Consider the following 24,929-nt stretch of genomic DNA (forward strand, 5'->3'; position numbering starts at 1 on the left):
AAGATGAGACTTCCCACAGCGTCAAGCTGGTAAGACCCCTCATAGACGATGAGGTTGATAGGTTCGGTGTGGAAGCGCGGCAACGCGTGGAGCTGACGAATACTAATCGGTCGAGGACTTATCCACAGCAAGCCTTCAGCAAGAATCTTGCGTATCCAGTTTTGAAGGGGCAAACCTTCACGTATTCCTCGGTAGCTCAGTCGGTAGAGCAATCGGCTGTTAACCGATCGGTCGGGGGTTCGAGTCCCTCCCGAGGAGCCATGCTCCTGTAGCTCAGTCGGTAGAGCGTTTCCATGGTAAGGAAGAGGTCGCAGGTTCGATTCCTGTCGGGAGCACCATACATGTCCCTCGAAAAGTGGCGAAGTGCGTTGCAGCATATTCCGATACTTTTCGGGGGCCCCTGAAACCTGGCCCGTTGGTGAAGTGGTTTAACACAGCAGCCTTTCACGCTGTCATACAGGGGTTCGAATCCCCTACGGGTCACCATTTCAAGCATTGGATTCCCCGCAAAGCGCTCGAAATGCGTTTCCAAACGAAGCGTTGCTTTGCGGGATGTTGGGGAGGCTTAGCTCAGCTGGGAGAGCATCTGCCTTACAAGCAGAGGGTCGGCGGTTCGATCCCGTCAGCCTCCACCATTTTCCTCAGGATGGTCAGCCATAAGAGGTGACATCCGATCGTCGCGGGATGGAGCAGTCCGGTAGCTCGTCGGGCTCATAACCCGAAGGTCGCAGGTTCAAATCCTGCTCCCGCAACCAAACATTCAAGCTGGAGCTGTGGTGAAGCTGGAGTTCACGCCGGTCTGTCACACCGGAGGTCGCGGGTTCGAGTCCCGTCAGCTCCGCCAGTTTTCTCAACAACGTCTTGTTTAAATACAAGGTCTGATCTGTTATAATAATAAATCAGCGCCGGTGTAGCTCAATTGGTAGAGCACCTGACTTGTAATCAGGGGGTTGTGGGTTCGATTCCTATCGCCGGCACCATGGCAACCATACCATGGGGAGATAGCGAAGTGGCTAAACGCGGCAGACTGTAAATCTGCTCCCTCTGGGTTCGGCGGTTCGAATCCGTCTCTCCCCACCATGCTTCACAGCATCCATCGCAGCATGAGCCATTAGCTCAGTTGGTAGAGCATCTGACTTTTAATCAGAGGGTCGAAGGTTCGAGTCCTTCATGGCTCACCAGTATTACACCCCAAAAAGTGACGTTTTGCTTCGTGTTTATTCCGAGTACTTTTCGGGGGCCCCAGAATTTTACATGCGGTCATGGCGGAATTGGCAGACGCGCTAGATTCAGGTTCTAGTGGTGGCAACACCGTGGAGGTTCAAGTCCTCTTGACCGCACCATAAACTTCATCAGACTCATGCGGACGTAGCTCAATTGGTAGAGCGTCGCCTTGCCAAGGCGAAGGTCGCGGGTTCGAGACCCGTCGTCCGCTCCATCTATTTTGTGCCCTTAGCTCAGCCGGATAGAGCGTTTGACTACGAATCAAAAGGTCGGGAGTTCGAATCTCTCAGGGCACGCCATCTTATCTGTGAACGTCCCACCCCAAGCGATTGCACAGGCGGGTGGGTGATGTCGGGAAGTAGCTCAGCTTGGTAGAGTACTTGGCTTGGGACCAAGGGGTCGCAGGTTCGAATCCTGTCTTCCCGACCATCAAGGACTCTGCAGGCCCATCTGAGCCGGGGTGGCGGAATAGGCAGACGCAACAGACTTAAAATCTGTCGGGAGTTTCTCCCGTACCGGTTCAAGTCCGGTCCTCGGCACCAACAAGCGATCATGCGGGTGTAGTTCAATGGTAGAACTCCAGCCTTCCAAGCTGGATGCGTGGGTTCGATTCCCATCACCCGCTCCATCCATAAGCAACAGGGTAGCGGCATTATGCTGCTACCCTTTCTATTGTAATTGGAATGATTTTGTCGAAAAATGTCTAAAAATATTGCTAGTAGAAACATATGTTTTTCTGTAATCTAAGGCTAGATCGCTTACGTAAGGCAGCGGATCTCTCTAGCCTCGCCTCCTGCAATCACTTGCAGGAGGCATTTTTCTAAACGGACGGGCTTTGGGCGACGGGAAGCGTAATGATGAAGCGTGTCGCTTTGAGCGTGGACTCACAGTGAATGGTGCCATTATGCTTCTCGATGATGTTTTTGCAGATGGACAGGCCGATGCCGGTGCCGTTGTGCTTGGTCGTAAAGAACGGCTGAAACAGATTGGCGAGAATCTCGGCGGGAATCATGTCGCCGTTGTTTTCCACGGCCAGGACCACATTTCCATTGCCGGAGCTTGCCTGGATCCGGATCTGTTTGTCCGCCTTCTGTTGAACAGCATCGATGGCGTTGTTCAGCAGATTCAGCAGCACCTGCTTCAGCCCCTCTTCATAACAATAGAGCGTACAGTTGGGCGGGATCTGCTTGTCGAACAGAATGCCTTCCCCCACCAGACGGGGAGTGATCAGCACTTCGACTTCAAACAGCAGCTTGTCCAGTCTGACTTCCTTATATACCTCGTCGAGAATCGGCTTTTTGGAAAAACTAAGGAAACCGGTGATCTGGCGGTGCAGATTGTCGAACTCATGCATGATCACATCGATATAGGTCTGCAGTTGGGATTGGCCCCGGGTCGACTCCCCGATCAGCTTCAGAAACCCTTCGATGGCGCACAGTGGATTGCGCAACTCGTGAGCCATGTTGGCGGCGATTTTTCCGAGAATGGTCAGCTTGTCGTTGTGCAGGAAGGAGATCGTTTCTTCTTTTTGGAGCAATTCCCGGTTTACCAATTGTTCATAATGATAGACCGCCCAATAGATGCTCTCGTCCATGGCCTGGCCGATCCGCCCCTCCAGGCAGACGATCTCCTCATCGTTCAGCGACCAGTCGGCGAGGGCGGGACGCAGGCAATCCCAAAATACACTGCGATACAACTGGTAGATGCGCAAAATACCCGAAAACGGGAAACGCTGCGAACGCATCCATTCGCTGATTTCCAGCGCCCAGGCCTGCATGTCGGCATGGACATCCTCCACCAGGGAGCGCGCGATCAGAATGGTGCGTTTTTCGGCGTAATCCTGAGGAAACGACAGCGGAAGAACGGCGGTTTCCTCGATTTCATCCAGCCACTGTGCGGTGATTGTCGTTGACAGCGCGATGATTTTGTTAGCAATATCCTCGAAGTTCATGGTAGCAGTTTCCGGCATAGACCTCCCCCCACCATATCGTACGGGAAGTCTGTCCCTGTTTTCAAGGTAAGAAATTCCTAATATTTACAAAACGGCCGACCATTTTTCGGCAAAAATCGCTGAAGGGGACGACCGGAATCTCCTTCTGGCAGGAAGGGAGATTCCGCAAAACGACGAAAACATGAGAGGATACACCGCAAAGGGGGAAACATTCGTGATCGTGGACAAACAGGAACTGAAGCAGTGGACGGAATGGCTGGTGCGCATGGAAAGCGTCGTCAACACCCCGGGAGAGGCGGCATTGGCCCGGCGTCTTTTCGACGAACTGAAAACATGGCCGTATTTTCAGAAGCACCCAGAACACCTCTGGCTGCAGCCAACCGGAGAAAGCGCGTATCAGCGCTATAATGTGATCGCGCTGGTCAAGGCGGATCAACAGATTAAAGAGACCACCATGCTGCTGGGCCATATCGATACGGTTGGCACGGATGATTACGGCCAGTGGAAGGAGGTGGCGACCCATCCGGATGTGCTGCGCAAGGTTTTGCAGGAGCAGGCGCATCTCCCGGCAGCGGTGAAACGCCATCTGGACGAGGGAGACTGGATGTTCGGACGCGGGACATCGGATATGAAAAGCGGCGTGGCGGCCAATCTCGCCGTGCTGAAATATTACAGCGAACATACCGCGGCCATGAACGGCAATCTGATCTTGGTGGCGGAGTGCGATGAGGAGGACAGCTCCAACGGGATTCTCGCAGCCGTTCCTTTCCTGAACCGGTTGGCCGAAGAACAGGGCATTGCCATTACGGCCGCGATCAACAGCGATTTTGTCACGGCGCGGCATGAGGGGGACCCGAACCGGTACATCTATTTGGGAACCGTGGGGAAGCTTCTTCCCAGCGTCTACGTCAGCGGCAACGAAACGCATGTGGGGCAGGCGTTTGACGGCTTTGATCCCAATCTGCTGCTGGCAGAAATCACGCGCGAGATCGACTACAATCCCGAGCTGTGCGATGAGATGTACGGGGAAGTGACGCCGCCGCCGGTCAGCCTGAAACAGACCGATCTGAAACCGTACTATGACGTGCAAACGCCGCTTGCAGGATTTGCGTACTACAATTTCCTCGTCCATTCCCTCTCGCCGCGCGATGTGCTGGAGTTGCTGCGGGCGCGGGCGGAAAAAGCGTTTGAACGGGCGATCGAAACGTACAGGAACCGGTACCAGGCGTACTGTGAACGCACGGGGACGGCGGCAAAACCGGTTCGCCTGACACCGAGGGTATACACGTACAGCGAGTACTACGACTATCTGCGGGGACAGCATGGCGATTCGCTGGCAGAGGCGATGGCGCGCAAAGCGGAGGAGCTGATGCAGGATCAGTCGCTGGATATTCGCTGGTTCTGCTGCCGTCTGGTTGAAGAGCTTCACCGTTACGACCCCAACAAGGACCCGGTCTGCATTCTCTTCTATTCCTCCCTCTATTCGCCGCGCGTGGCCCTGTCGGACGATGATCCGCGGGACAGACGGCTGCAAGAGGCGGTCGAGCATGCGGTCCAACAGGTGCAGCCGCACTATCGTCATCCGATTGTGATCCGCCGGTTTTTCCCGTACATTTCCGACATGAGCTTCGTCACGCTGAGCGATGATGCGGACGGTATCGAAGGGTATACCGCCAACATGCCCGCCTGGGGAAGACGGCATCATGTGCCGTTTGAAGAGATCCGCCGCCTGCAGGTGCCGATCGTCAATATCGGTCCGTACGGGTTTGACGCCCACAAGAAATGGGAGCGGCTGGAGTGTACGTATTCGCTGGAGATGGTTCCGCGGCTGATGCATGAAGTGATCGAGTATCTGTGGAAACATCCGCTGTGACAGGGAAAGGCCCGTCCGATCGGTTCGATTGGACGGGTTTTCTTCATGAGGAGCCCTCCCCCTGCATACAAGTAAAAGGACAGCGTACAAGCGGGGGAGTGGAATGGACGGCCAATTCTGGATTCATTTTTTGCAAATCATGCTGATCGATCTCGTTTTAAGCGGGGACAACGCCCTTGTGATCGGGATGGCGTGCCGGGGGCTGCCGAAAAAGGATCAGAAGCGGGCGATCATCTACGGGACCGCGGGGGCCATCCTCCTGCGTGTCGGCTTAACCGGTTTGACCACCTGGATGCTGGATATTCCGCTCATCAAGGCGCTCGGCGGGGGCATGCTCTTGTGGATCGCCGTCAAACTGCTGGCCGGGATGGAGGAGGAGACGAGCGACGTTGCGTACAGCTCCAGCCTTGGCCAGGCGGTGAAAACCATTATCTTGGCAGATTTCATCATGAGCCTGGACAATGTGCTGGCGGTGGGGGGAGCGGCCCACGGCGATCTGTTGCTGGTGGTGTTTGGCCTCGGACTGAGCATTCCGCTGCTGATGTGGGGCAGTGCCTGGATCGCGCGGCTGATGGAGCGGTTTCCATTCCTTGTATATCTGGGAGGAGGCATACTTGCCTATACGGCAACGGAAATGTGTCTGGAAGATCCGTATGTATGGAAAATTGCCAATCGCCTTTTGTTAAACCACGCTTGGACACCGGTGATTGCCGCCTTGCTGGTGATCCTTCTCGGCAGGTGGAAACGGGCGCATTGAAGCTGCAGGTTGGACGTATTTTTCGTCGAATCTGCAGCTTTTTCCGTTGGGTCGGGAATACTGGGAAAGAAGAACAAACCAGGAAAGGTCAGATGGCAGATGAACGCTGGCATTTTGCTTCTGTGGGGAGTATGGGATGCCTTGTATCAACGCTGTACAAGGCTGCGCTATGTGGAGAAAGGGAAGAATATCTTTCGCATCGTCCTGCTTCGCTACCGGGGAGAAACGCTGGTGACGTCAGACCGGCAGACGATTTGTTCCGGCGATCTGATTGTGAAGCTGCACATCCACAATTACTTTTTCGCCAACATGTGCCGGGGGGTAAAGGATGAGACCCGTCTCGTCCTGCTCCTGCGCCGGCACATCGTGCAGTCGCTTCCCGAGCTTGCCCGCTGCCTGTATGCCATGCCGGAAGCGAAGGAGGTCAAGGGGATCGTCGGAACAACCATGCTGCACAAAGGGGCGGAACCGCTTGGCTTCACGGTTTCCGATGTCCCGATGAACTTGTTTTTCCGTTATAAACGCTGGTATCTGCGCCTGATGCTGCGGCTGATTCACCCCGATGGCAAAGAACGGCTGCAAAAGTGGGATCACACCATGCCGCTCAAACGGGTCTATATGTCGAAGGAAGAGCTGTTTCGCCGTTATTTGCCCGCAGAAGAGTCGGGTGAACCCATCCGATGAGCAGGAACATCCTCCTTGTGACCGAAGAATGGGCAGGGAGCGGGCACTGGATGGCCGCCTGCGCCCTGGAACAGGTGCTGCGGGAGAGGGGCGGGGATGCCCGTGTGGAGATGATCGGGGGATTGCACACAGCCAGCCCGCTCCTCAAGCGGCTGTCCCGGGCCGCGTATCTGGGCAGCCTCCGCTATGTTCCGGAGGTGTGGCACCGCCTCTATGAGCGCGACCATTTGTGGAGCCGCGCCTTCAAAAAGCCCCTGGGGATGGTGCTGGGAAAACGTCTGCTGCAAAACGTGATCGAACAGACGGCACCGGAAGTGGTTGTCGCCACCCATGCCTACTGTCTGGCGGCACTGGCCGAAGCGAAGAAACGGGCGGCCAAGCCGTTCGCGCTGGTCGGGGTATGTACGGATTTCCACTTCCATCATTTCTGGTTTCATCCGCAGATCGATGCGTATGTGGTGGCGAACGAACAGATTGCCGCAGATGCGGTACGCCGCTTTGGCGTCCCGGCGGAGAACGTGTATCCATACGGCATCCCGCTGCGGCCGCCGTTTGCCCGTGAGAACGATCGGCAGAAGGATGAATGGCGAAAACAGGTGGGCCTGCGCCCCGACCGTTTTACGGTGTTGATCAGCGGCGGTGAAGGGGGATACGGGGAGATTGGGCCGGTCGTCAAACGGCTTCTGCAGATGGAGAAGCCCTTGCAGATCATCGTGGCGACCGGCAAAAACGCGGCGCTTCTTCGGGAACTGGCGGCCTGCCTGACCGGCATCGCTTCCCCGCATACGGTTCACCTGCTGGGCTATGTGCAGGACATGTGGGCGTATATCGGAGCGGCCGATGCCTGGATCTCCAAACCGGGCGGGCTCACCTGCTCCGAGGCGCTGGCTATGCGGACGCCGCTGATTCTGTATCGGCCGCTGCCCGGACAGGAGAGAAAGAACAGCCAATTTTTGCGCACCCACCAGATTGCGGAAGAAGCGCGGGATGTGGAAGAGATCGTCCGCCTGCTGGCGCGCTGGCAGCACAGGCAGGACGAACGGAGCGAGCTGGCGTCGCGCATGCGGCCGTTTGCCCGTCCGGATGCGGCTTATCGCACAGCGGACTTGATTTTACATCTATAAAAAGGAAGGATAACATCGCTGAAAAGTATGAATGATTTCCCCGCCTCCCACGCATATTAAGGGTACCAAAAACGAGGAGGTGATACAGATGGCAGGCAACAGATCCAGCAACAATCTTCTGGTACCGCAGGCGAACCAAGCTCTCGACCAATTGAAGTATGAGATTGCCGCAGAGTTCGGTGTTCAGTTGGGACCAGATACCACTTCTCGTCAAAACGGTTCCGTCGGTGGAGAAATCACCAAACGTTTGGTAAGTTTTGCCGAACAGCAGCTGGCTGGTCGTCAATAACCAAATACGATGGATGGGAGAAGGCAGCGATGCTTTCTCCTTTTTCGATTGGTAAATTTTAAGGGTTGTTTGCGCGGGGTTGTCCAGTAAAATGGAAAAGAGGTCTCAACCTCGCTTGGCATCGCTTTCCATCGATTGCGGGATACGCGAAAACATTGGTCACATTTCAACGAGGAGGGTGATGACAATCAGGAAGCTGTTGCTGGCCTCGCTGGCGGTCATGCTGTTGCTGGGCACACCGGCCGTCGAGGCGGAAAAGGAAACGAACGCGAATTCACCATTTACAGACATCACAGACCATTGGGCGCAAAAGGAGATCGAGCAGCTGTACGCCGGGGGAGCGATCAAGGACAACGGATCAGGGCTGTTTCGGCCAAATGACCCGATCACCCGCGGCGAACTGGCGGCCCTCTTTCTGAGAGCCAAGGGGATCACCCCCGTCAAGGCGCCTGTTTCCCACTTCGCGGATGTGCCTCTGGACAGCTGGCTCTCCCCTTATGTGGAAACCGCCTACCGGTTGGGCTTTTTCCACGGCAGAGAAGAGGAAGGCAAGCTCGCTTTTCATCCGGAGCAGCCGATCGAGCGGCAGGAGATGATTGACGTTGTCCTCCGGGCAAGCGGGGAAATCGGCAGGGCGGACGCCCTGAAATGGTCCACGGCGTACCAGATATTGCTCCCCTACCCGGATCAGCAGGACGTGAAAACATGGCACCAGAAGGCCGTGGCGTATGCGTTGTTGAACAAGATCGCGAGCCCGTATCAAGATGGAACCCTGAAACCGACGAAGTTGATGACCCGCGCGGAAGCGGCCATATTCGCCTACCACAATTTGCTGACGGATGGGCATCAAGCGCTGCCGCGTCTCGGCGATCTGAAGATCCCTTACAAACAAGTGATGACGGTGCAAACGACCTCTTACGCGGAAACCAACGTGAAAGCGTTTCTGGGCTGGCCGCTGCGCGAGGGGATTGTGGCAGTCGATCCGAAGGTGATACCGCTCGGCACGCACCTGTATATCGAAGGGTACGGTTATGCGGTCGCCGCCGATATCGGAAGCGCCGTCAAAGAGAAACACGTTGATGTATTTTTGCCTTCCCTTCAAGCCGCCCTTGCTTATGGAAGACAAAAGGACACCAAGGTATATATTCTGGACTAGGTGTATTCCTTGCCTTTCCTACCCATACTAGAGTAGGAAAGGCGGGGATTTTTTTGTTCGGTTGGATACTTTTGGGCATCATCCTGCTGCTGGGATGCCTGGCGTTTTTCACGCCTCTGCGCATTGTCATCGTTTACGGCCGCGTCGGGGAAAACGACCGGCTCCATGTGGAGGTGACGGCATGGTTTCGACTGCTTCGTTTCCGGTATGAGCTGCCGATGATCGCTTTGAGGACGGACAGGGAAGGGCCGAAACTGCTCGTCAGGCTGAAGAAAACCGGTCCCAAGGGGGCGGACGGAGAGAAACGGGATCTTGAAACGCCGGAGCTGAAAAACGCGTACCGGCGTTTTCAGGACGTCCTGGAGCGCTTCCACGACCTGCAGCCGGTCATGCAGCGGATGATGCAGCATATCCGCTGCGAGCAACTGGAATGGCAAACCACCATCGGCATCGGGGAGGCGGCCGCCACGGGGGCGTTAACCGGGATTGCCTGGGGAATCAAAAGCATGATCGTCTCCATGATCGCCCACTACCTCACGATGCGCACCATTCCCCGCGTCAGCGTCCAGCCGGAGTGGAACAGCCTGATCGTGCGGACCCGTTTTCGCTGCAGCCTCCGTTTTATGCTGGGGCACGCGATGATCGCAGGGGTGCGCCTTTTGGTCCGGTACCGGAAAAAGCGCCGGCCCGGATGGGCAGCCACGCCAACCGGAGCGTAAATTACCGCTTGATCCGTACCCCCGCCGTGGAGTCATCAAACCAGGGGCGGGGGAACGATCATGCAATTCAATATATTCCTTTTCAAGTATATTATAGAGCATTGCCTACTGGATTTTTACCGGGCTGTTGGCAGCATCAATGGGTTTGCCGACTCGCCGATCAGCTGGTTTAGACGTGACCGATTCCATAACAGCCGGCCTTGTTCGTAATCAAAGACTGAATTGTCGGCAGAAGGTTACATAGTTAGAGGAAATGATGAAATTTTTCGAAGCACAAGAGACGAATCATGAAGTCCTTGTGCTTTTTATTTTGTGCAGGTGTTTCCTTGCTTCAAGGGGAAGATACGATCCCTCTTTTCGGTCTATTCTAAAAAGAGAGTTCGGGGAGGGGGCAAGAAAATGTGAACAACGGAACTGTTGATGTATCAACCTATCTAACCAAAGCGGCATCATCCGTAAAACCTTTTTGGGTTGCGTTGATGTCAGTTGTGAACTACGTGCTTTTTCCCGATGATGCCTTTGTTCCCGCCTCGATCGCAGTCGGTTCGGCCATGCTGTTGGACATCATCACAAAATATTACGCGGTGTGCGTGAATAATGGGGGATTTCGAGAAGCCCTGCGAACGCGGAAACTTTCTTCCGCTTCCTTGTGGAAAGGGACACAGCGTAAACTGATCAGCTATCTCGTGATTATGGTTCTGTGCGGTCTTTCCGTCCGTGTAACGATGTTGACCTCGGTCGCCGTATTCATTGCAACGGTAGCGTATTCAATCATGTTCTTACGGGAGTCACAGAGCGTCATCGAAAACCTCATTGATGCAGGGCATGAGGACCTGGAATGGTTCCTTTTCTTCTTGAAACGTAAACAGAGCAAGGTGCTTGAAGAAGATGGTGGTATTGCCGACCCAATCGAGAATATGGGGAATGCCATGAAGGACTTGGACGGCAGCCCCGCACCTTCAGAGGAGGACAATAACGGACCATCCGGCGCGGGCTCAAATTCTGAACCGAAAAATCACCCAGAAAACGTGAGTCTTTTCGATGAAAGGGTCTAACCTATATTTCAGAAGGGGGAGATGAGAATGGGGTTTAAGATGAAGTACCCTATTGAAACCAACTATCTCCCGCTGGTTGAAGTTGGACGGCGACCAGGCATTCCGTTAGGCAAGGTTAGATTTATCGTCGCGCACGACACTGGTAACGATGGGAGTACGGCACCCGGAAATATCGGTTATTACGCAGATACGCCACATATTGAAGCATCTGCCCATACGTTTGTCGATCATGAACACATCATTGAGTGCATCCCCGCCGCAACGGGTACACCCGAAAAAGCGTGGCATGTCATCTACAACGTCACCGCAGATAATGAGGTATACGGGGATGATGCAAACGATGTGGCGATCGGTGTGGAGCTGTGCTACTTCTATCAAAAACCGTCTTCACTGAGTCCAGAGGAGAGGAAACGCCGCAGCCTTGAGGCTTACAAACGGTATGTCTGGTATATCGCTTATTTGTGCTACACATTCAACCTAGACCCTGCAACGGACATTACCGGTCACTATAAACTTGACCCGAAGCGCAAAACAGACCCCATTAACGCTTTCAGCAAGATGGGGATTACCTGGGAGAAGTTCATCAACGATGTTCAATGGGAGTACAACGACTGCACGAAACCCGGAGTAGTGGAAGAGGAGGATGATGAAACCATGAAACTGCCTGGGTCTTATCAAGTACCCATGCTTATCACTGCTTTGGAGACCTTGGGTAAAGAAGGCATCATTAACAGCGCTCCGATGTGGATTGATAAAGTGAAAAGCGGGCAAATGACGAACTCTGAACTTGCCTGGCTGAGCTTGATTGTGACAACGAAGTTACTCGTTCTCAATAAGGGAGGAACACCATCATGACGAAAGAGGACTTGCTTCGCAAACTTGGCAGTCGGAAGTTTTGGAGCTTGATTGCGGGGGTAGTTACGAGTATCTCCGTGATTATCGGAGCGGGGAGTGACATGACGTCAAAGATTGCCGGTCTTGTTGGAGCCATTGGTTCGGTTGTCGTCTACATGATTGCCGAGGCTTACGTAGATGGTAAATCAGCAGAGGCACCGCTATTGATCATCGAGGGCGATGAAGACGAAAAGTCGCTCTAAAATCTAAAACAAGCAAAAAAGCAGGGGAATTTCGCCCCTGCTTTACTCTTTACTGTCCTGCTCTTTTGGATGGCAAGCCATGGAGAGCCCGCCTATCTTGCCCTGCAAATCATCAAACCGTTCCTGACCCATCGACTTCACCGAAAGCTGCAATCGTTTGCTCGTCAAGCTCCAAGTCAGCGTACATGCGACACAACCATTGCAAGGCGATGGCGGGGTGGGTCTGGAAAAACACTTGGCCGTCAATACCCAACTGTTCAAGGGCGTCTTCCACTTCCAGCATATCGACGGCTTCACCTGCCAGGTGGTCAAATAACACGTCCATAAGAGCTAGAATCATCAAGGCTTTGGTTTTCTTGTCCATCTATCGTTCCTCCTTACCTTGCTGACCCTAGTTTATGACAGTTGTCTTACACCATAAACGCGAGCGTAGGTGAAACCGTGTTTTTGGCAGAAATCGGGAAAACCGACCTGCATACAGAAGGTCGGTTTTCATGTCCGTATCTATTCATTCAATTCAGAATGGAGTCTATCAAATCATCATCAATAATGCTATGCGCTCTTTGTAGAGACCTCATTACACCTTCCAGATTCCCCATGTGAACAATGGTAAGGATAGGCTTAACATCGTCAAGGCCAATTTTGCCCTGTTTCACCATGGCCATGAGAGCAATAACAATTTCATACCCTTCTGCGTCACCATTTACAAATTTATCTCGAAATTGATATGCAATCGTTCTTTTCTGACTTTCATTAAGCTCCATTAGTCAACCTACCTTTCGCATAGAGCGTCTCAGGTTCCTAGTAAGCCCACAAGAAGATTAACGACAGCATAAGCTTGTTAATTACTTATTGTAGGTGAGAGGAGATGAAAGGTCAACACCGTGACGTTGGCACAAAATTTACACTTCTGGGATCTTGTTACATATACGGCGCTTGACCCGCACAGGAGGGGGAGGGCTGTTTCAAGCAGTGCGTGCGGAAGTGCGGAAGGTGCTGTCTACTCTAAAAGGAGAATCGCAGATGCGTTTCACGATATGCGCAGACAAATGATGTGGAGGAAACGGAGCGGGAGGTGTTGCGGATTGCTTCACAATCTAGCGGGCGGGCGGCTTGATGCGCCGTTTTATCCGACGAAGTTCAATGACCATTTTGTCGGGCGGCAGGTGGAGCTTGCGGCGGCGGGCGTAGTGAGTGACAGCTTTCATCTGGACTATGACACGGAGTTCGTTGCCATACACGTTAAAGCGGAGACGCTTTATGCCGAGGACTACTGGGAACTTATTGTCGGGGGGGATAAGCTTGTGGAAACTGTGCATACGCTGGACTGGGAAGAGGGACTCCAACTCATGGTAGCTCACCCTGTTAAAGCGGGAGAGGTGTTCCATTTCACGTTTCACGGTGTCGCGCCGAACAATGTGACGGTGACATATCATTTTCTTAAATAGTGTCTATACTATGTGTTGTCCCTACTGTACAGGAGTTGATATATAGGGAAGAGGGTGCACACTCTTCCCGAAGGCAACACAAACAGCCTGGCAGCCTACCTGCCGGCTTGTTTACGTGGTACCCAGCTTTCTTGCAAACCAAATAAACCGAGAGTATACCGCTGCTTGTGTGGATGAGTTGGCAAACTATGGCATGTACCCATTCGTCTTGTATGCCTGATTCCAGTGAAGTTATAAAGTGATAACGCGTTGCCGTGATGTGGTAACCAAAGAGCGCCACGTTGATCATTCATAAGAGGGGAACCTGTGACAGTGATGCGAGGAGGGTACCGCTGATGGATGCAGTGGACTTGTACAACAACATCTACAGTGTGTTAGCAAATGATGAGGACGTTCTAAACTATTTAGGCATAGGGGCAAGTGCAAATGACTTAACCAAGGAAATGCATCTGCAAAAAAGAGCAAAGCCTCTCAATATCGTTGACCATATTCCTCTTATTGCGTTTTATGCGCCTCCTGGCGGGGAACGGGAGAGAGGAAATGAGTTGGTCTACAATACACCGTTTCGATTCGACATCTATACCAATGATGACGTGAATCTAGCGCATCAAATTGCCAAGAGAATCGTTGCTCTATTCGAGGGCAAGCTGATGCCGTTTCAGGGTATGGAAAATTTTGAGTCGAAGTTCGTGACGATGTACGAGTCCGACTCTGGTCTGCAAAATGCCTACTGTTTCACAGTTGTCATGCAAATGTCTGTATCTCTTGATACGGATGATTGCTAATTGATCATTTCAAGGGGTGAAAACAACACATGGGTAAGAAACTCATCATCAAAGGCGTAGGTACTATGATGGCGAAGCGGGTCAACTGCGACAGCCCTACTCCTGGCGAGGAACTCATTACTCTCGGTACCTTGCAGAGCTTGCGTATCGACTTGAATGTTGAAGTTGAGGACATTTTTGGCGGTGACGGCTTGTTTTCTATCGACCAAATCATTAAGTCCAAGTCCATTGAGGTTACGGCTACTGACGCTAAGTTCGACCTTGCGGCTGTTCAACTGCTCATGGGGGGCAACATTACGGATGTTTCCAGCGGTGACGATGCTTACCTCTGGTCTCTGAATGAGTTGAAAAACACCGATGCGAGCGGTGTAAGCGGTGCATTGAAACATGATGTGAAGCCTGGCAAGGAAAGTGAAATGGTGGTTCGTAACGTAAAGTCCGGTAGACTGCTCCGTTATACTACCAACGCTGTTCCCGGTGCAGATGAGTTCATATACGACCCCGCTGCCAAGGTAATCAAGGTTGGTTCCAATCACGTTGGTTCGGACATTTATGTGAACTACATGTACGAAGCAACTGTTGAAGCACTGTTCTTGCAAAAGGACGAGATTCCGATTACGGTTTCCATCGTGCATCACGGTTACTATGTACAGAAGTGCGGTACGAAGCGCGGTATCGAAACCGAGCTTTATGCTTGCCGCCCAAGCGGTCAGTTCAGCTTAGATGCTCAACGTGCTACCGCTTCGTCTAGTTCCATCACCTTGAAGTTGATTGACCCTGAACGTCCGGATGGACGGCTCGGTTCTATCAAGGTTTTTGAGGCGGCTTAATCTTGGCAAGGAGTTACGGCGGTTAGCTTCCCTTGGGCTAACCGCTTACCTTATCTCTTCACTTACAGGGGAAAGGAATCGCATGACAGGGGGGAATCGGTGATGGCAGATCACGCTCAAAATCAAGAATTGTCACCTCAAGACATGGAGAGGTTGCAAAAGCGGAATGAGGCGGCTGTTAACCGTTTGAAGGAAGAGTTGACTCCGGAGCAAGCGGAACAGGTGGAGCGGGCTTTTTTCGAGGATGATGAGGAGATCAGGCTTCGTGACGGGAAAACCTACAAAGTTCCTCCATGCAGTTTGAAAGACGCACGGATTCTGATGAAAAAGCTGCGCACCATTAACGTGGATGCGATAATCCTCAATTTTGTTCCTTCTGGCGACGATGCAGTGGACGCAAGTCGTGAGGATGACCTGTTCACAGTGTTAATGATGGCTTTCAAAGGCTATAAGCACATCACCAGGGAGTATCTCGATGAGTACATGGATTTGGACACTGCGCGTAAGACGATCGAGATTCTGATCGGGTTGAATGGCTTAAAAAAGTAGAGATCCCCGACGATAAGGAACCAGAAAATGTCGAAATAAGAGACACTGAAACCGGCAAGCCATTACACTGGGGCGAGATATTCTTCCTGCTTCATAGGTATTGCAACTTAAACAAGTGGGAGATTTGGGAGTACACCTTGCCCCAGGTTGCTGAATTGATAAAAGCCACCAACCGCCACATCCAGTTCGAGGTCGAGACCAGGGTAGGTGCCTTCGGCCGAATGTTCGGCGCAACGGGCGGCGGCTCCGCAAACGGGGGCGGAGGCTCTTATGGCGAAGTGGACGCAGATGGGTACAGGGAGCTTACAGAGGATGACTTAGGCGAACTCATGGCGGCTCTCAGTGGAAAATAACCGTTACTGCCTATTCTAAGGTAGTAACGGTTATTTCATTGAGAAAGGGCGTGAGACGATGGCCGAGGAGAAACACTCCCTCATATCTGAACTCCAATTTGATTTCACGCAAGCTTCAAAAGACGCAGACACTTTCGTGGAAAAGCTGAAGAAAATAGATGAGCAGTTTCAAAAAACAGAAAAAGAGGTGCGGACATTCAATTTCAGAGTCGGGGAATCTATTGCAGAGGCGATCAAAGAGTGGAGAGGCAGTGATACCCGGATTGCGGTGGACGGCTCCGACATCATGAAGCGGATTCAAGCCAACGATATGAATGCTTCCCGTTTGCAAAACATCATCAAGTCTTTCGAAACCAGTGTGATGGAGAAGATTGTGTCTAAAGGTACCGTAGATTTTAAGGCCGAGCTTTCCAAAGTCAAACCTGTGGAGAAATTCCAAGAGGCGTTCCAGAAGCTGCAGGCTGAGATTGTTGAGGTGGCAAAAGCTGCCGGCGTTGAAGTGCAGAAGGTAGCTCAGGTACATGAACCAGCCAATCAAGTGAACTCTCTTAGCGAAGGTCTTGTGAAAGGGATTGGTCATATTGTCCAATTTGCTGAAGTACTGAACAAGCAGTTTGCCATCTCCGGGAATGAACAGAGTGTGGAGGACGTTACGGATACAATCGTTAACCTCCAGAAAATTCTGCTGAACAAGACGAAAAGCGTTGTTTCCCCCTTAATCAAGGAGGTGAATGAGACTCCCGCTTCTTCCATCGACCAGGCGGCGATACGGGGGAAGATCGTTCAAGTATACGCGCAATTGATAGAGAAGATTGTCGGCTTACTTGATAGCATTCCTGCGGCAATCGGTCATACTCTTCGTGATCTGAAAATCACCTTGAACACTCAAAACATTCCCGGTGATGGCGCCCAGACGCTTGGGCGTGTTATGCACGATGCGATCCTTGAAGCGGCTCAAGGGCTTCAAGGCAAACTGGGGATTACCTTCACAAGCGATGAACTGACCAGGATGAACAACGGTTTCGAAGAACTGGCCACACAGCCCTCAAATGTCGGCTCAGTACCGTTCAATGTCCAATCTTTGCATGCAGGTGTACCTGGGGCGTTGGCTGGACAGATTGGTTCCTCTTCCGCTGAATTTGTTCGGATGCTCCCTCAGATTATGGAAATGTGGTCCCAAGGTGTTATCGACAGCCTAAAGAACGGGTTCGGTCAGGTGAATACCAATTTACTCTCAATCCTCCGTATCATGCGCGAAAATGCTGACAGCATCGCTACCGGCATTACGTTGTTGAGCAAGATTGCCGCCGCAATGAAGTTCGAACAAAGCACGGCCATTGGCGTTAACCAGGAGCGGACGGAAAAGGATAGACGGGATGAATTCAAAAAGACCATCGACGTAGTCGATGGATACGATAACCTCAAGGAGATCTTACTGGGTCGCAATGGCGAAGACGGGCAAGAGAACAACCGCGAGAACGATCGCGCTGTAGTTGAAAATAGAGCAAAACTCCGTGATGCCACTCAGCGGTATAAGGATGTCTACTTTAATTACCAAGGTTCAGACCGCGAGGAGCGTTTAAGTGCGCTTCGCAACGAGATACGTCAGCATGGTCAGAATCTCAGGCTCAGTAAGGAAGCGGCTAAACTCGGCAGATTCGCTAAACTCGGCAGATTCCTTAAAGTCGTTGGCAAACCCATACCGGTATTAGGAGAAGCGTTGCTTGCTTACGACCTTTTCAATGTGGCGTGGGATGTTGGTACCGCCGCTACGATGCTGCCCCATGAAAAAATGATGGCGAGAGCAGAGAAGTTACAAGACCTTGCGAAGAACACAGAAGCCATAGACCAGAGCCAGAACTGGCTGTCTAAAGGGTTGGGGGTAGCAAACTTCTGGTGGGACATGGGTCTTAACGGAATCTCTCACTTTCTCGGCGGAAATGCACCTTCCTTCTCCGAGTCTTGGAAAGCGTGGCAATTGCTCAACCGGTTTTCAGGCAAAGACCTTGAGGCGGCGTTGGAAAAAGAGCTTGGTGTCAGCAAGTTGTTGACTGATGCTCGAATCGCCTCTGAAGAGTATTTGAAGAGAACCAAGGACCCAATGGACAAAAATGGCGACGGAAAGATTGATGAGGGAATCGAGCCTGGTAGCATGAACTTGGCACCAGAGGAGGTCGATGAAATCATCAAGGAAATCCGCAAAAAAGTCCAGGAGGGTACCGGTCGGAACGAGAGCAAGTTCACCATTGACCAAGCTAAGCTCCGCATCCAAGGTGTGCGCACGGACTCGAATGAAATGCGTCAACTGATGGAAGAGTATCTGACCAAAAACATTACGCTTCTTCAAGAGCAATTGAACGAGATCAAAGCTCGCAGAGAGAAGTTGGTCCCTGGTAAAGAAGCCGATCAAAAACTAGAGTTTCTACAGCTTGGGCTCGAAGCTGAGATGAGGCAGAATGAGGCCCAACTGCGGGAGAACAGGTTCTCTTCATACAACGAGATCATGAACAAACTGCAAGAGGATCAAAGCCTGATTGCGAACAAGTACGACATCAAGGAGTCGGAGGCTATCATTGGTGGGGCAAGTGAAGATTCCCTTGTCGTTCGTGAACTGGAGAGGCAGAAGGCAAACGAGTTGAGCCGCCGAATCGAACAGTCTCAAGCAGAACTGCGCGACTTGTTGAGTACGTTCAATCAGGGCGACAAAGAGTGGAAAACGATCTGGATGGCTATTCAGCAAACCGAGGCAGAACAGAAGAAGCTCTTCGCTGATATTAGTAAGCAGTTGGGCGGTAAAGCAACCTTTAACTTGCCGTCTGGTATTGAGCCAGTCTCCTACATGGATTATGTAACGTCTAGCAACTCTCACCGCAACGTCACCTTGAGACAAGGAGATGTGACAGTCAATGTCACGATCGGCAATATGGACGGCGACCCCTCAACAGCGAAGAGGATGGCCGACGAGATTGCTATGCAGGTCAAGAACGTCCAGGTTAACGTGGCCAACTCGCTTTCTCAGCAAGTAAAGACGGGAACGGGACAGAACTACACCTCGATGCTTGATTTGGGGAGGTAATGAGAGATGACACAGCAGTACACTTTTGGCAAAGCCAGTGATCATTACAAAAAGCGTCTTTTTGTAGACACCGGCGGGAAGTTCATGGAGGTAAAGGCTCGTATCATCGAGCCTTACTCCCCTCCTTCTCCTGTAAACAAGCTCAAGGAAATCCAGCTCCTCCATGCCCCTTCAAACTTTGAGCACAGAGGTATTGCTTCCTACAAAGCTCACCTTCGACTTCTATTCGATAGCAAAGATGACTTTGCCGCGTACATGCTGTGGTCGGGGTGGACTCACAAGTTTTACGACGAGAAGGGCAGCATTTACCTGGGGGCGGCTGAGTCGATCAAACCGCAAGCAGTGGAAACGTCAAAGAGGTACATTGTTGAGATTGACCTGGTTTTGATCAAGAAAGACGCTTACGACAAAAAACACCTTAATCAGTTTCAAGATCTCGACAACGCGGCGGGTGACGGCCATTGGAGTAAGGACGATATTGTAGAAATGGCCGATTTGGGTCTCGTCGCAATCATCTCGCGGGACGGACAGCCGGTTCTCTACTTCAGACCGAATGACTACATTACAAGAGCAGAGTATATCACGTTCTTAAATCGGACCCGGCGGCTGATGGAGCAGATTATCAGGGAGTAGACTTTCGTGGTCTGCTCCTTTTCTCTGTCTATACTACAAATGAGGTGATAACTGTGGGGAAGCGTTGGGTTGATATACATGCGGGCCAATGGTTTTATAACGAGATTATGGAAGCGACCAATTACTATCTTGAAGATGGAGAACCGCTCGTAGCAGGGATGACTTATGACAAGTTTGATTCGCCAAGAATCTATGAGGAGTTTCAGGCGGCGGGGCAAGCAACCTTTACCTTGCCTGAAGCTGTTACCCCGACTGGCGATAACCCGCTTTATGTCTTTATTGACGGTGTAAAGACGATCTATAAATCGGTTAACGGGAATACGGTCGAACTATACGCGGCACCGAAAGTGGGCTCTACCGTTTCTTTCTTCATGCCTGGAAAGCCTGCCCTGGATGCAGACGGCAGACCAGTCAGTGCAGGAGGCGTTTACTATTACCCTAGTTACACGCTAAACTTCGGTGGTAACGCCAATCTCGAATACTACTACAATCCGTTTGACATGAAATATCTTGAGTACCTCTATGCGTTCGGACGGGCGTTAAAGAGGGCAAATGTCCAAGCAGCGGAATGGACTTCCTACGCGGATAAGCAGGAGCTGTTAAAGAAGTACATCGGGTACCGCGATGACATCTATGCGGTAGACCCGAACACTGGGACTGTCTATGTTCCGTACAGCCTGAACAACGTTTCTCTCCAATTCGTCTATACAGCCCATGATAAGTCTAACGGGTCGTACAAACTCATGAAGGGTACGCTGAAAGCCACCTCCTCTTCGGTATCGTACAACGATAGATTCTTCCCAGACGCGAAGATGACCAGAGCGGAAGGGATTGCGTTTCTCGACAGGTTACGCCAATCGTTCTATCAACGATTTACGGATGCCGAGCCGCCAAAAGGCTCGTTTCACGATATCCAAATTGCATACACGGGACAGAAAGTGTTTCGGGTAAACGGTGCCTTTAATACGGACGGAACTGACTTGGTGGTAAGGGTGGACGCAGCAATCCTTTCCAAAGCAAAGGGAGAGTACACGATCATAGATGACCGCACGGTTCTGCTTGCCCAGCCATTGAAGGACGGTCAAGTTGTAGAGTTCATTTTTGCGAAGAACCGTTCCAAGTTTTCAGATGTTTCAAATACAGCGTGGTACTACCCGCACGTCATTGCGTTGGAGATGGAGTACTACAACGCTGAGGCAGGCAGACGTTGGCTGTTGACGGGAAGGGTGGCAACCGAAGATGATGCCCTGCTGGTCCCTGACGCTTTTATGACAAGAGCCGAAGCTGTATCACTCCTTAACAGGTTCAGGCATTGGGGAATACAGAAGTTCAAGCTGTGAGGTGAGAGTGCGTGCAATTTCTAAACAAAGAGTTCGAGCGTGCCGTCAGGGAGAAGTTGAAGCTCGGTGTCCAAGATAAACCTGTCTGCAGGGTAGAGGTTGACAGGTTGGCTTTTATCCCGGGTAGAACCGAACAGTTGAGCTTCATTACCGGTTCCGTTCAAGAGGTGAAATCGATCGAACGGCGTTGGATTGAGAGCGGAGAGACCGTTGCCAACGCGCAGGACATGGCTTTCCCTGTCGTGGGGTACAGTTTGAGCGATGTATCTTCTCATTGGAGAACAAAGGACCGACCGACCCATCGGGGAATTGATATCGCATGTCCGATGGAGACTCCCGTTGTAGCGGCTTGGTCGGGAACCGTTATAAAAGTCGATGATGGACCAAAAGCTGTTCAGCAACCCGCAGGTATCCAAGTCCAAATTCAGCACGCGAATGGGGTTGTGACCAAATACTTTCATCTTCGTTATGTGAAATGTCAGGTTGGGCAGAAAGTACAGCAGGGACAGGTTATCGGGCTGAGTGGCAACTCGGGTCATGTTATGTCGAGCGGGAAGGAGATAACGGGGAGTTATGACGACCCTGACTCGCTTCGCGCGAAAGGTTATGGGGCACATCTTCATTTTGAAATTTGGGTTGACGGCAAGGACATTGACCCGTACCCATACCTTTCCGGGGCGAAGAAGATGTACAACGATTCAACCAATACCGGTTCGGTGGTGGAGGAGGGAAATGTTGATGTTGTTAAAGGCGCAATCGTGCTGACTGAGGCTTTCGACTCCGCTAACTGGTATCAAAAATCTCAGTATAAAGCTGACCCTGGACTCCAATATATCACGACAATAGACAAGACGACCGTACCAAGTGACCCCGCGCTGAGATTTGATTTTAAACCTTCCGATGATACGGCGGGCGGGGCAGTCTGGGGATTCGATGTCACTTTGACATTGTCCACCCCTGTTGTTCTGGTTACTGATTTCTCGTCGGATATGAGCGGGAACGGAGCGTTCAGAGTCAAGGTAGACGGCAAGACGCTGGTGCGGTTCACGTCCGGTCAGGGAGTAGGGAAAATCATCTCCACAGGTGACAAGTACATTCCTGGCAGGGGGAACACTACCATTCGCTTCGAGGTGTACTGGAATGGTTCAACACCAATGACGTTCCTGCTGCACAGCTTCAAAATACAGGAAGTTTCTGAAGTGTCGGAGTTCTCCAACCTAACGGCAGGACTAAACAAGGAAAATGGCTTGGGTTACTGGGTGGAGGAAGAAGTGTCTGACATTATGCTGAATACCCGCAGGGAAACCGTTGATATTCAAGTCGGCTCATTCGTTTATATGGATACGTTGACGCTGGATAACGTCGTCAGCATCAATATGAATGAGAATTTCGAGCAGGAAGCTTCAGAGCTGACCTTAGTTCTTGCTAATCCAGACGGATTCTATAGTCCTGATTACAACCCTGCTCTTTTTCCTGAGAATTATATGGAAACCCCGTTCTCCTATCAGATAAACGGTGCGACCATCGGAGTTCTCAGTGAAAACACCCCGATCCGAGTCTATCTCGGATATGGGGTAAATATGATGCGGGTGTTCACCGGGTTGATCGATAAGGTTGATATTAACTCCAACGATTCGACCATCACCGTTACCTGCCGAAATATGTACAAGCGGATTATGGAGAAGGTGCTTACCGAAGATTTGACTTATCCGCGGGACTTGGGGCATGAGCAAATTGTAGACGTTTCCCCGAACAAGACCGACTACGAAAGCCTGGACAGAACAAGGAAGATTGTGTACAAGGCACAGCAGTATGGTCAGCAGTTTGGCATTGATTACAAGCTGATCTTGGCCATTGCTCAAGCTGAAACCCAGATGGGAACTACGGGAGCGGGGAGAGAAGAATCCGGTGGATACATTTGTGGGTACGGAGTGTACGGTCCTAACAACGCGGAGTCGTGGGCGGCAGGGATCGACCGTCAATGCTACTACGTGGCAAAGCGTATCCGGGAAGCGTTAGGGGACAGACCTATAACGAGAGAAGCAATTGCTTATTTGCAAAAAGGCGGAGACAAAGGAACAGCTTATCGTTACAACTCCAGTCCAGTTTGGGTGGACAATGTGTGGGAAGCCTACTCGCAGATGATTCCGAACAACCCCGTGTATACTACACAGTACTTCACGACAACGGGAGGCGGCGTTACCCCGTCTTTCGAGGATTACACTGAGAAAGCGAAGGCCAGTAAGCTGTGGCTGAAATCCGCCATCGTACACGACCTGGTAGACAAAGCCGGACTCATCGGATGGAGGGTGACTTCCGAGGATTTAGCCTATCCTGATGTGGTCATTGAAGAGTCGTACCTGATTGAAGCGAGTCAAGCTACAGGCAAGGTTATTGTTGCGGCTCCTGACAAAGAAGGGCAGTTTATCGAGAAGGACATCGAGTCAATTCCGACTGTAAACGGGTGGTTGAATCCCTTCGTTCAACCTCCGACGAGATTCGAGTCTTACAAATACAAGATAAACGATTGCATCCGTGAACTGATGCAAGATACGAACTATCGCTCGTACTGCGATAGGTACGGAACCTACCGATTGGAGAAAATCAGGTACACAGGAAACTGCGTTGCTTACTTTACCGAGAATGAGAACCTTGTCATGGTAGGCAAGAGTATCGACTTCTCAAGAGGTCGGAGCCACCTTGTTATTTATGATGACCAGGGGCAGTATGAGAACTTCATAGACCCTGAGATTCTTGCGGAGTTGAAAGGTGAAGTTCGGTCGGCTGTTGTAAACGTGCCGTGGGCGCGAACGAAAAAACAGAAGGCTGACGTGGCCAGACGGATGTTCTGGGACTTGAAACGCCTGTGCAGAACGATGCAGGTTGTTATTCCTGGAAACCCTGCGTTAGACATTTTGGACCTCATTTACATTTACAGTCCCAACACAGCAACCAGGGGATATTTCACGATCAAGGGAATCCGAACATCCTACAGCGTCGAGGGTGGTTATTCTCAAATCCTTGACCTGACCTGGATAAACAGCGGGGCGGTGATTGGTTCATGATCAACGATAACCTGATATTTCCGATACTTGACCTCATCAGGCAAGAGATTCGAAAAGCATCAATCGCAGGGGATGCGGTTCGGGAAGGTGGGGACGGGGGCGGTACCTCGTCTCTGTTTGACCCGTTCAGCGGCATACCTTCCGTCATCCTCGAACGTAACCAACCAAACGACACTTATCGGGTCATGCTATCCAAAGCCACGATGGTATATGAGAGCAATTGGGTGGTTGAATGGGAGCCAATGTTTGGGTATCACCCTCAGACCGGCAGTGCTTGGGCATTGACCGAAGTTAAGCTGACGGCGAAAAATCCCCAGAACGAGGCAGTAGCCATTTATAGCATCAGTCTAAACTATGATAAACGGGGCTTACTCGAATCTACGAGTGTGCACAGACTGAGCGGTGAGCCTCTTTCACTGTAAACCAACAGGGGTGCTGCGAGTGCCGCCAAGAAGTACACGGGGCGAAATTTCAAGATGGGCTGACAAAGTCGCAGAGAGCCTATCAGAGATCTAGGTGGTGATTGGAGTGTCCGGGTTTGGAATTGGCTACCTGGCAGGTGGTCGGTTAGACCCTCCGTTTATGCCTACAAAGGTGAAGCCGTTTATTAAAGGCGATACTCTTCAAGTTTCGGTTATGGGAAGTTATCGTAAAGATACTCCCATTCCTATTGACGGGGAGTTATTGTCGGTGGCGGTGGGGTGCTCGGTTTATGAACCGAAGGACTACTGGAATGTTTACCTGGACGGAGACATCATCTGTGAGACAGTGTACACCAAGAATGTCCCTGAGGGAATGTTTTTCCTGGCAGTGATTCCGGTTCGTGCAGGCAGTAAGCTAACCTTTGAGTTCGTAAACAACGGCGGTAAAGCAAAGTTTGTTTGGTGGAACTATCAGTTTTTAAGGTAGGTGATTAGCGTG

At 51.6% G+C, this 24,929-nt stretch carries 23 protein-coding genes, 15 tRNA genes and 1 rRNA gene; 36 read left to right on the plus strand and 3 right to left on the minus strand.

What is annotated here, in order from left to right:
* The 16 genes from G3578_RS08970 to G3578_RS09045 all read left to right on the plus strand — a co-directional run.
* Window positions 1–126: ribosomal RNA gene (locus tag G3578_RS08970) — 23S ribosomal RNA — on the plus strand; the annotation flags it as partial.
* 59 nt (window positions 127–185) lie between these two features.
* Window positions 186–261, plus strand: a tRNA-Asn gene (locus G3578_RS08975).
* Between the two features lies 1 nt (window position 262).
* Window positions 263–338, plus strand: a tRNA-Thr gene (locus G3578_RS08980).
* A gap of 71 nt (window positions 339–409) precedes the next feature.
* Window positions 410–486: transfer RNA gene (locus G3578_RS08985), tRNA-Glu, on the plus strand.
* Between the two features lie 73 nt (window positions 487–559).
* A tRNA-Val gene (locus tag G3578_RS08990) sits at window positions 560–635 on the plus strand.
* 43 nt (window positions 636–678) lie between these two features.
* Window positions 679–755 (plus strand) — tRNA-Met (locus G3578_RS08995).
* A 12-nt stretch (window positions 756–767) separates the two neighbouring features.
* Window positions 768–844 (plus strand) — tRNA-Asp (locus tag G3578_RS09000).
* Window positions 845–904: 60 nt separating this feature from the next.
* Window positions 905–980 (plus strand) — tRNA-Thr (locus G3578_RS09005).
* Window positions 981–995: 15 nt separating this feature from the next.
* Window positions 996–1,080: transfer RNA gene (locus tag G3578_RS09010), tRNA-Tyr, on the plus strand.
* Between the two features lie 25 nt (window positions 1,081–1,105).
* Window positions 1,106–1,181 (plus strand) — tRNA-Lys (locus tag G3578_RS09015).
* A gap of 75 nt (window positions 1,182–1,256) precedes the next feature.
* Window positions 1,257–1,343 (plus strand) — tRNA-Leu (locus G3578_RS09020).
* Window positions 1,344–1,362: 19 nt separating this feature from the next.
* Window positions 1,363–1,438, plus strand: a tRNA-Gly gene (locus G3578_RS09025).
* A gap of 8 nt (window positions 1,439–1,446) precedes the next feature.
* Window positions 1,447–1,523 (plus strand) — tRNA-Arg (locus tag G3578_RS09030).
* 53 nt (window positions 1,524–1,576) lie between these two features.
* Window positions 1,577–1,653 (plus strand) — tRNA-Pro (locus G3578_RS09035).
* A gap of 25 nt (window positions 1,654–1,678) precedes the next feature.
* Window positions 1,679–1,766, plus strand: a tRNA-Leu gene (locus G3578_RS09040).
* 12 nt (window positions 1,767–1,778) lie between these two features.
* Window positions 1,779–1,852: transfer RNA gene (locus G3578_RS09045), tRNA-Gly, on the plus strand.
* A gap of 192 nt (window positions 1,853–2,044) precedes the next feature.
* Here the strand turns inward: G3578_RS09045 and G3578_RS09050 are convergent.
* The gene (locus G3578_RS09050; protein WP_165211721.1) at window positions 2,045–3,193 is read right to left on the minus strand and encodes a sensor histidine kinase; all 1,149 of its coding nucleotides are present in this window, start codon (window positions 3,191–3,193) and stop codon (window positions 2,045–2,047) included.
* Window positions 3,194–3,389: 196 nt separating this feature from the next.
* On the opposite strand from G3578_RS09050, the gene G3578_RS09055 reads away from it, so the two are divergent.
* The 10 genes from G3578_RS09055 to G3578_RS09100 all read left to right on the plus strand — a co-directional run bounded on the left by G3578_RS09055 (window position 3,390) and on the right by G3578_RS09100 (window position 11,929).
* The gene (locus G3578_RS09055; RefSeq protein WP_165211724.1) at window positions 3,390–5,048 is read left to right on the plus strand and encodes a M20/M25/M40 family metallo-hydrolase; all 1,659 of its coding nucleotides are present in this window, start codon (window positions 3,390–3,392) and stop codon (window positions 5,046–5,048) included.
* A 103-nt stretch (window positions 5,049–5,151) separates the two neighbouring features.
* Window positions 5,152–5,805, plus strand: coding sequence for a TerC family protein (locus G3578_RS09060; RefSeq protein WP_165211727.1), 654 nt, complete (start codon window positions 5,152–5,154; stop codon window positions 5,803–5,805).
* Between the two features lie 99 nt (window positions 5,806–5,904).
* Entirely contained in the window at window positions 5,905–6,489 is a 585-nt protein-coding gene (locus tag G3578_RS09065; protein ID WP_165211730.1) for a YkoP family protein, read from the plus strand.
* Window positions 6,486–7,613 carry an MGDG synthase family glycosyltransferase gene (locus tag G3578_RS09070; protein WP_165211733.1) on the plus strand — a complete coding sequence of 376 codons (1,128 nt, stop codon included), beginning with the start codon at window positions 6,486–6,488 and terminating at the stop codon, window positions 7,611–7,613. The genes G3578_RS09065 and G3578_RS09070 overlap by 4 nt, the downstream gene beginning before the upstream one ends.
* An 88-nt stretch (window positions 7,614–7,701) precedes the next feature.
* Window positions 7,702–7,902: an alpha/beta-type small acid-soluble spore protein gene (locus tag G3578_RS09075; RefSeq protein ID WP_165211736.1), complete on the plus strand. Its 201-nt coding sequence runs from the start codon at window positions 7,702–7,704 to the stop codon at window positions 7,900–7,902.
* A 181-nt stretch (window positions 7,903–8,083) separates the two neighbouring features.
* On the plus strand, window positions 8,084–9,058 hold the full coding sequence (locus G3578_RS09080) for an S-layer homology domain-containing protein (protein ID WP_165211739.1): 975 nt from the start codon (window positions 8,084–8,086) through the stop codon (window positions 9,056–9,058).
* Window positions 9,059–9,111: 53 nt separating this feature from the next.
* Window positions 9,112–9,777: a DUF2953 domain-containing protein gene (locus G3578_RS09085; protein ID WP_165211742.1), complete on the plus strand. Its 666-nt coding sequence runs from the start codon at window positions 9,112–9,114 to the stop codon at window positions 9,775–9,777.
* A 401-nt stretch (window positions 9,778–10,178) separates the two neighbouring features.
* Window positions 10,179–10,832: a phage holin family protein gene (locus G3578_RS09090; RefSeq protein WP_165211745.1), complete on the plus strand. Its 654-nt coding sequence runs from the start codon at window positions 10,179–10,181 to the stop codon at window positions 10,830–10,832.
* 27 nt (window positions 10,833–10,859) lie between these two features.
* Window positions 10,860–11,687 carry a peptidoglycan recognition protein family protein gene (locus tag G3578_RS09095; protein ID WP_165211748.1) on the plus strand — a complete coding sequence of 276 codons (828 nt, stop codon included), beginning with the start codon at window positions 10,860–10,862 and terminating at the stop codon, window positions 11,685–11,687.
* On the plus strand, window positions 11,684–11,929 hold the full coding sequence (locus G3578_RS09100) for a hypothetical protein (RefSeq protein ID WP_165211751.1): 246 nt from the start codon (window positions 11,684–11,686) through the stop codon (window positions 11,927–11,929). Before G3578_RS09095 ends, G3578_RS09100 begins: the two co-directional genes overlap by 4 nt.
* 112 nt (window positions 11,930–12,041) lie before the next feature.
* On the opposite strand, the gene G3578_RS09105 is transcribed toward G3578_RS09100, so the two are convergent.
* Window positions 12,042–12,293, minus strand: coding sequence for a hypothetical protein (locus G3578_RS09105; RefSeq protein ID WP_165211754.1), 252 nt, complete (start codon window positions 12,291–12,293; stop codon window positions 12,042–12,044).
* Between the two features lie 148 nt (window positions 12,294–12,441).
* Window positions 12,442–12,693, minus strand: coding sequence for a hypothetical protein (locus G3578_RS09110; protein WP_165211757.1), 252 nt, complete (start codon window positions 12,691–12,693; stop codon window positions 12,442–12,444).
* A 321-nt stretch (window positions 12,694–13,014) separates the two neighbouring features.
* Between G3578_RS09110 and G3578_RS09115 the strand changes: the two genes are divergently transcribed.
* The 10 genes from G3578_RS09115 (at window position 13,015) to G3578_RS09160 (ending at window position 24,917) form a co-directional block, all read left to right on the plus strand.
* Window positions 13,015–13,377: a hypothetical protein gene (locus tag G3578_RS09115; protein WP_165211760.1), complete on the plus strand. Its 363-nt coding sequence runs from the start codon at window positions 13,015–13,017 to the stop codon at window positions 13,375–13,377.
* A 335-nt stretch (window positions 13,378–13,712) separates the two neighbouring features.
* Window positions 13,713–14,162 (plus strand): hypothetical protein, encoded by a 450-nt coding sequence (locus G3578_RS09120; protein ID WP_165211763.1) that lies wholly within the window; start codon window positions 13,713–13,715, stop codon window positions 14,160–14,162.
* 29 nt (window positions 14,163–14,191) lie between these two features.
* Window positions 14,192–14,992 (plus strand): hypothetical protein, encoded by an 801-nt coding sequence (locus tag G3578_RS09125; protein WP_165211766.1) that lies wholly within the window; start codon window positions 14,192–14,194, stop codon window positions 14,990–14,992.
* A 102-nt stretch (window positions 14,993–15,094) separates the two neighbouring features.
* On the plus strand, window positions 15,095–15,541 hold the full coding sequence (locus tag G3578_RS09130) for a hypothetical protein (protein WP_241254543.1): 447 nt from the start codon (window positions 15,095–15,097) through the stop codon (window positions 15,539–15,541).
* 411 nt (window positions 15,542–15,952) lie between these two features.
* Window positions 15,953–18,970, plus strand: a complete 3,018-nt coding sequence (locus G3578_RS09135; RefSeq protein ID WP_165211769.1) for an AAA family ATPase — start codon at window positions 15,953–15,955, stop codon at window positions 18,968–18,970.
* A gap of 6 nt (window positions 18,971–18,976) precedes the next feature.
* Complete coding sequence (locus tag G3578_RS09140; RefSeq protein ID WP_165211772.1) at window positions 18,977–19,603, plus strand: S-layer homology domain-containing protein; 627 nt, start codon at window positions 18,977–18,979, stop codon at window positions 19,601–19,603.
* Window positions 19,604–19,656: 53 nt separating this feature from the next.
* Window positions 19,657–20,943, plus strand: a complete 1,287-nt coding sequence (locus tag G3578_RS09145; RefSeq protein WP_165211775.1) for an S-layer homology domain-containing protein — start codon at window positions 19,657–19,659, stop codon at window positions 20,941–20,943.
* A gap of 11 nt (window positions 20,944–20,954) precedes the next feature.
* Window positions 20,955–24,008 (plus strand): peptidoglycan DD-metalloendopeptidase family protein, encoded by a 3,054-nt coding sequence (locus G3578_RS09150; protein ID WP_165211778.1) that lies wholly within the window; start codon window positions 20,955–20,957, stop codon window positions 24,006–24,008.
* The gene (locus tag G3578_RS09155; RefSeq protein ID WP_165211781.1) at window positions 24,005–24,430 is read left to right on the plus strand and encodes a hypothetical protein; all 426 of its coding nucleotides are present in this window, start codon (window positions 24,005–24,007) and stop codon (window positions 24,428–24,430) included. Before G3578_RS09150 ends, G3578_RS09155 begins: the two co-directional genes overlap by 4 nt.
* 106 nt (window positions 24,431–24,536) lie before the next feature.
* A complete protein-coding gene (locus G3578_RS09160) occupies window positions 24,537–24,917 on the plus strand; it encodes a Low copy number virion structural protein (RefSeq protein ID WP_346773983.1) in 381 nt (126 codons plus the stop codon).
* Window positions 24,918–24,929 lie beyond the last annotated feature (12 nt).

It is taken from the genome of Brevibacillus sp. SYP-B805 (assembly GCF_011059135.1).
GTDB lineage: Bacteria > Bacillota > Bacilli > Brevibacillales > Brevibacillaceae > Brevibacillus_F.